The 1,336-nt window shown below is 74.8% G+C and carries 1 protein-coding gene; it reads left to right on the top strand.

The genetic code is table 11. The features are described from left to right. Positions 1 to 17: 17 nt before the first annotated feature. Positions 18 to 1,336: lysine N(6)-hydroxylase/L-ornithine N(5)-oxygenase family protein (locus tag AOK09_RS32610; RefSeq protein WP_217698525.1), on the top strand; the 1,319-nt coding region annotated here is incomplete at its 3' end.

Genomic DNA, 1,336 nt, shown 5'->3' with positions numbered 1-1,336 from the left:
GAGACAGCCCGGTGACCGTGCCCCACCCCACCGCCCCGGACCGGCGCGTCCACGACCTCGTCGGCGTCGGCATCGGCCCGTTCAACCTCTCCCTGGCAGCGCTCGCCGACGGCGTCCCCGGGCTGCACACCCTCTTCCTGGACTCCAAACCCGCCTTCTCCTGGCACCCCGGACTGCTGCTGGAGGGCACCACCCTCCAGGTGCCCTTCCTCGCGGACCTGGTCACCATGGCCGACCCCACCAGCCGCTGGTCCTTCCTCAACTACCTGCGCGCCCACGACCGGCTCTTCCCCTTCTTCTTCTCCGAGCGGTTCCACATCCCGCGCCGGGAGTACGACCACTACTGCCGCTGGGTCGCCGAGCAACTGCCCAGCTGCCGCTTCGACGCCCCCGTCACCGCCCTGGAGTGGGACGCCGCCGCCGGCGCCTTCGCCGTGGTGCACGGCGGTCCGGCGGGGCCGCGCCGGGTGCTGGCCCGGCAGGTGGTGCTGGGGGTGGGCACCCGGCCCGTCGTCCCCGAACCGCTGCGGCCGCTGCTGGCCCCCGGCCGGGTGCTGCACAGCGCCGACTACCGGGGCCACCGCGAGGCCCTGGCCGGGGCGGCGGACGTCACCGTGGTGGGTGCCGGGCAGTCCGGCGCCGAGGTGCTGCTGGACCTGCTGCGCCGCCAGGACGGCGCCGGCGGCGGACCCTACGTCCGCTGGCTGGCCCGCTCCAGCGCCTTCGCCCCCATGGAGTACTCCAAGCTCGGCCTGGAGCACTTCACCCCCGACTACATCCGGTGGTTCCGGCGGCTGCCCGAGACGGTGCGGGACCGCCTGGTCGGCGAGCAGTGGCAGCTCTACAAGGGGGTCAGCGGCGAGACCCTCGGCGAGATCCACGACGAGCTGTACGAACGGACCATCGGCGGCGGCCCGCCGCGCGCCGCGTTGCACCCCGCCACCGCGATCACCGCCGCCGAACGCGACGGTGACGGGTACCTGCTGAGCTGCCGCCACACCCAGGACGGAGCCCACTTCACCGTGCGCACCGACCGGATCGTCCTCGCCACCGGCTACGCCGCGGCGCGCCCGTCCTTCCTCGACCCCATCGCCGACCTGGTCGACTGGGACGACCGGGGCCGCTACCGGGTCGACGGCGAGTACCGCGTCGCCCTGGACCCCCGCGTCGGCGGCACGCTCTTCGTGCAGAACGCCGAGATGCACAGCCACGGCGTGGGAGCGCCCGACCTCACCCTGGGCGCCTGGCGCGCCGCCACCATCCTCAACGCCGCCACCGGCCGCACCGTGCTCCGCCTGCCCGCCCGCACCGCCTGGACCACCTTCGGCACCCCGGC

It is taken from the genome of Peterkaempfera griseoplana, assembly GCF_001418575.1.
GTDB classification, from domain to species: Bacteria; Actinomycetota; Actinomycetes; order Streptomycetales; family Streptomycetaceae; genus Peterkaempfera; species Peterkaempfera griseoplana.
The sequence above is the reverse complement of the archived record's forward strand: the minus strand, read 5'-3'. Positions and strand labels throughout refer to the sequence as shown.